The sequence below is a fragment of the Hydrogenophaga sp. 2FB genome, from assembly GCF_005503365.1.
Taxonomy (GTDB): Bacteria; Pseudomonadota; Gammaproteobacteria; order Burkholderiales; family Burkholderiaceae_C; genus Hydrogenophaga.
Window position 1 is genome coordinate 1 of sequence record NZ_SCML01000108.1, and the last position, 4,190, is coordinate 4,190.

Sequence of the window (4,190 nt, forward strand, 5' to 3'; positions counted from 1 at the left end):
CGCCCCATGCGGTGCTGGTGTGGAGCAGGCCCGACGGCTCGCCGCCGCCATCCCGCGTGCCTCACAATGCGCGCATGAGCGACCACCCCGACGACACACTCATCGCCTTGATCGACCGCATCGCCCAGCGCGACGAAGCGGCCCTCAAAGGCCTCTACGACCTAGTGTCGTCCAAGCTCTACGGGCTGTCGCTGCGCGTGGTCGGCAAACACGAGTGGGCCGAAGACGTGCTGCAGGAAACCTTCCTGCAGATCTGGCGCGCCGCCAGCGACTACCGCGCCAGCCTGAGCCCGCCCATGGCCTGGCTGGGCCTGATCGTGCGCAGCCGTTCACTGGATTTCCTTCGCCGGCGCAGCGCCGAACGCGCCCACCTCACCGACGAGATCGACGACGCGATGGCCGACACGATGGCCGGTGACTCGCCCAACCCGATGGACGTGAGCCTGGCCAGCCAGCAAGCCTGGGCACTGCACCAGTGCCTGGGGAAGCTGGAGAACCGACAGCGCGAAGTGGTGAGCCTGGCCTACCTGCGCGACCTGAGCCACAGCGAACTCGCCGAGCAGCTCAAGCTGCCGCTGGGCACGGTCAAGACCTGGATCCGCCGCGGGCTGGACCAGTTGCGCACCTGCATGGCACGGTTTGCGTGAGGACTTCAACATGAACCTCATCCAGCACCCCGAACTGCTCGACCGACTCGCCGCCGCCCACGCGCTAGGCACATTGCGCGGTGGCGCACGCCGCCGCTTCGAAGCCATGGCGCGCGAGCAAGCGCCCGTGCGCGCCGCCGCCCTCGTGTGGCAAAGCCGCGTAGCCAGCATGAACGAACTGCAAGCGCCCGCGGAGCCCGCGCCCGCGGTCTGGACGCGCATCGAAAACCTGGTGCGCGCCGACCAGCAACAACAGGCCATGGCCACCGCGCGCGCCACGCCTGTCCCACCCAAGAGCGGCGGCTGGCTGCGCAGCCTCGCGCTGTGGCGCGGCGCCACCGCGGCCGGCGCCCTGGCCACGGTGCTGGCGGTGGTCACCGCCGTGGGTCTGCGCGACAACCTGGGCGCGCAAATCGGCGAGTTGCAAGCGAAGCTGGACGCCACGCCGCAGGTCAACTACGTGGCCGTGCTGCACGACAACAAGGCCAGCGCGGCCATGCTGGTGACCTTCGACCCGAAAAGCCAGCAACTGACGCTGCAGCGCGTGAGCGGCTTCCAGGAAGCGCCCGACCGATCGCTGCAGCTATGGGCCCTTCCCCATTCGGGTGGCCCGCGTTCGCTTGGCGTGCTGAGCCACGAACGCCTGCTGCAGCTCGCGGCGGGCGAGGGTGATGTGCGCGAGGTGCCAGCGCTCGCGATCAGCCTGGAGCCCAAGGGCGGTGTGCCGAGCGAAAGCGGCCCCACCGGGCCGGTGCTGTTCCACGGTGCGTTGATCCAGAAGATGCTGTGAACACCGGTGGCCGCGCGGCCACCGTGGCGCGGGCGGTTTATTGGCGTGCGGTGCGCACGTTGGCCGGTGGCGACTGCGGGTGGCTGCTGCGCCAGGGGTTGATGTCGAGGCCGCCGCGGCGCGTGTAGCGCGCGTACACCGTGAGCTTGGCCGGTTTGCAGCGCTGCCAGATGTCCATGTAGATGCGCTCGACGCACTGCTCGTGGAACTCGTTGTGGTTGCGGAAACTCACGATGTACTGCAGCAGGCCGGCCTGGTCGATCTGAGGGCCGCTGTAGCTGATCTGCACGCTGCCCCAGTCGGGCTGCCCCGTCACCAGGCAGTTGCTCTTGAGCAGGTGGCTCATCAACGTTTCGGTCACGGGTTGTTCGTTGAGGGCCGCGGTGAGCAGCTCCGGCGCGGGCTGGTACTGCGTGCATTCCACGTCGAGCCGGTCGACCGAGAGGCCGCTGAGTTCGTGCACCGGTTCGCGGTCGAACTGCTCGGGCAGCAACAGCTTCACGCCCGCGCTGGCCTGCACCGGGCCGCCGTGCCAGATGGCGGCGCTCACATCGTTGCGGATGCAATCGCGCACCGCGTCGGCGCTGGAGAAGCGGGTGTTGTTGAAGCTGTTGAGGTAGAGCTTGAACGACTTGCTCTCGACGATGTGCGTGCTCTCGCAGGGCACGGTGATGTGCGCCAGCGCCACCACCGGCTTGCCACGCGTGTTGAGCCAGCTCAGCTCGAACGCGGTCCAGAGGTCCGCGCCGAGAAAGGGCACGCTGCCGGTGATACCGATCTCGCGCCGCTTGGTTTCTCGCGGCAGCGGAAAAAGAAGCGCGGCGTCGTACTGGTCGACGTAGGCCGAGGTCTTGCCGAGTTGCGATTGTTCAGGGGTGTGTTGGCTCATCAAACAAATTCTCTTTCGCGCAACCATTTGGTCGCGACCCATTTTTCACCCTCGATCACCGGTGCACCGCCATGCAGCGTGCGGGTGGACGGGTGGGCGCGGTCGTAGCTGAAGAACACCGCGTTGCCGCGCACCGGCGCCACTTCAAAACCCACGTCGGGGAAGGTGGTGCCACCGCCGCGCGCGGGCTCGTTGAGGTACATCACGATGGTGGCCACGCGCTGTCCGCCGCGGCGCAGGATGGTGGGCGTGCCCGGTTCGCTGGGGTCGAAGTAGTCGTAGTGCGGCTTGTATTCCGCGCCCGGTCCGTAGTTGAGCACCTGGAAGCCTTCGCCGTTTTCCAGCGGCCAGTCCAGCAGCCGCGCAATGCGCGCTTCCACGCGCGCCACCTCGGGGGTTTCGCCGCGGGTGAAGAACATGCCGCTGCTGGTGCGGTCGGGGTTCGTCTCCTCGCCGCCGGTCTTGATCGCCACGGTGAGCGAGCGCGCCAGGCGCGGGCGCGCGGATTCGATCAGCGCCTCGCACTCCTCGGCGCTCAGCAGGTTGCCCAGCACCACCACGCGCGGGTTGTTCAGCGTGGCGATCACGTCGACCATGCGGTCGCCCGCGTCGAGTTGCCGGGGCGACTGGCTCAGCGGGAAATCGGGCACGGGCACACCGCCACCTGTTGTGGCAGCCTGCGCTGGCTCGGTGGGAGCGGCCGCCACCAGCACCGGGTTGTCTCGCAAGTGCTCGCGCAAGGTGTTTTCCAGCGCGTTCACGGCCACGGCTTCCTGCCAGCCCGACGCCACCATCGACGCGAGCACTGCCTCGGGTTCAAAACCGGCCGAGGCCTGCTCGATGATCCAGCGGCGCAGTTCGGGGGTGATCTTCTGGCTCATGGCGTGTGTCGAAGCCTCACTGTTCGCGGCGGAACACCAACCGGTCGGTCGACGACGCGGCGGGCACGTATCGGTAGCCTTCAAGGTCAAAGCCCTTGAGTTGCTCGGGTGTGGTGGCGCGGTGCGTGACAGCGTAGCGCACCATCAGGCCCCGCGCACGTTTGGCCATGAAGCTGATGATCTTGTAGCCATCGCCCTTGCGCTCTTCAAACGCGCAGGTGACCACGCGCGGCAGCAGGGCTTTGCGGTCCACCACCTTGAAGTACTCCTCGCTCGCCAGGTTGATCACCACCGGGCTCAGGTTGGCCTTGGCGCGCTGGTTGAGGTAGTCGGCGACCTGCGTGCCCCAGAACTGGTAGAGGTTCTTGCCCTTGGACGTTTCCAGGCGCGTGCCCATTTCAAGGCGGTAAGGCTGCATGCGGTCCAGCGGGCGCAGCACGCCGTAGAGCCCGCTCAGGATGCACAGGTGCTGCTGCAGCCAGTCCAGGTCGGTCTCGGCCAGGTTGCGGGCATCCAGGCCGCCGTACACGTCGCCGTCGAACGCGAGCACGGCCTGCTTGGCGTTCTTCGCGGTGAATTTCGGGCGCCAGGCCTCGTAGCGGGCGACGTTCAGACCGGAGAGCGCGTCCGACAGTTTCATGAGCTCGCCGATCTGCTGCGGCGATTTCTCGCGCAACACCTCGATGAGTTCGGCCGACTGCTTCACGAACAGCGGCTGGGTGTGGGTGGTCACGTGTGGCGGGGTCTCGTAGTCGAGGGCCTTGGCGGGCGAGATCAGAAAGAGCATCTTGGACAGGAGGCAGGGTGGGCGCGGACACCCAGGGGGGTTTCCGGCGAAAAGCCTTGATTATGACCACCGGTGCGCGGGGCCCGGCGGCATCGACACCCCCACGGGAAAGCCGCAAACTGGGGTGCTCAGCAGGCTCTTTTGATTACGATAAGGGAAATGCATTGCATAATGGTGAATCACAGCGCCTGCCCAC

5 protein-coding genes are annotated in these 4,190 nt (G+C 67.1%); 2 read left to right on the top strand and 3 right to left on the bottom strand.

Going from position 1 to position 4,190, the window contains the following annotated elements; all coding sequences use genetic code 11:
• Window positions 1-74: 74 nt before the first annotated feature.
• Window positions 75-647 (top strand): RNA polymerase sigma factor, encoded by a 573-nt coding sequence (locus FFS09_RS30285; RefSeq protein WP_137922613.1) that lies wholly within the window; start codon window positions 75-77, stop codon window positions 645-647.
• Between the two features lie 10 nt (window positions 648-657).
• Window positions 658-1,437 carry an anti-sigma factor gene (locus FFS09_RS30290; protein ID WP_137922614.1) on the top strand — a complete coding sequence of 260 codons (780 nt, stop codon included), beginning with the start codon at window positions 658-660 and terminating at the stop codon, window positions 1,435-1,437.
• Between the two features lie 37 nt (window positions 1,438-1,474).
• Here the strand turns inward: FFS09_RS30290 and queF are convergent, their stop codons facing one another.
• The 3 genes from queF to yaaA are packed head-to-tail and all read right to left on the bottom strand — an operon-like array spanning window position 1,475 to window position 3,994.
• Window positions 1,475-2,326: an NADPH-dependent 7-cyano-7-deazaguanine reductase QueF gene (queF, locus tag FFS09_RS30295; RefSeq protein WP_137922615.1), complete on the bottom strand. Its 852-nt coding sequence runs from the start codon at window positions 2,324-2,326 to the stop codon at window positions 1,475-1,477.
• On the bottom strand, window positions 2,326-3,207 hold the full coding sequence (locus tag FFS09_RS30300; protein ID WP_137922616.1) for a 2OG-Fe(II) oxygenase: 882 nt from the start codon (window positions 3,205-3,207) through the stop codon (window positions 2,326-2,328). The genes queF and FFS09_RS30300 overlap by 1 nt, the downstream gene beginning before the upstream one ends.
• A 16-nt stretch (window positions 3,208-3,223) precedes the next feature.
• The gene (gene yaaA, locus FFS09_RS30305) at window positions 3,224-3,994 is read right to left on the bottom strand and encodes a peroxide stress protein YaaA (protein WP_137922617.1); all 771 of its coding nucleotides are present in this window, start codon (window positions 3,992-3,994) and stop codon (window positions 3,224-3,226) included.
• Between the last annotated feature and the right edge of the window lie 196 nt (window positions 3,995-4,190).

Coding starts and splice junctions, on each gene's coding strand:
- FFS09_RS30285 (WP_137922613.1), top strand. CDS start 75: ATGAGCGACCACCCCGACGACACACTCATCGCCTTGATCGACCGCATC.
- FFS09_RS30290 (WP_137922614.1), top strand. CDS start 658: ATGAACCTCATCCAGCACCCCGAACTGCTCGACCGACTCGCCGCCGCC.
- queF (WP_137922615.1), bottom strand. CDS start 2,326: ATGAGCCAACACACCCCTGAACAATCGCAACTCGGCAAGACCTCGGCC.
- FFS09_RS30300 (WP_137922616.1), bottom strand. CDS start 3,207: ATGAGCCAGAAGATCACCCCCGAACTGCGCCGCTGGATCATCGAGCAG.
- yaaA (WP_137922617.1), bottom strand. CDS start 3,994: ATGCTCTTTCTGATCTCGCCCGCCAAGGCCCTCGACTACGAGACCCCG.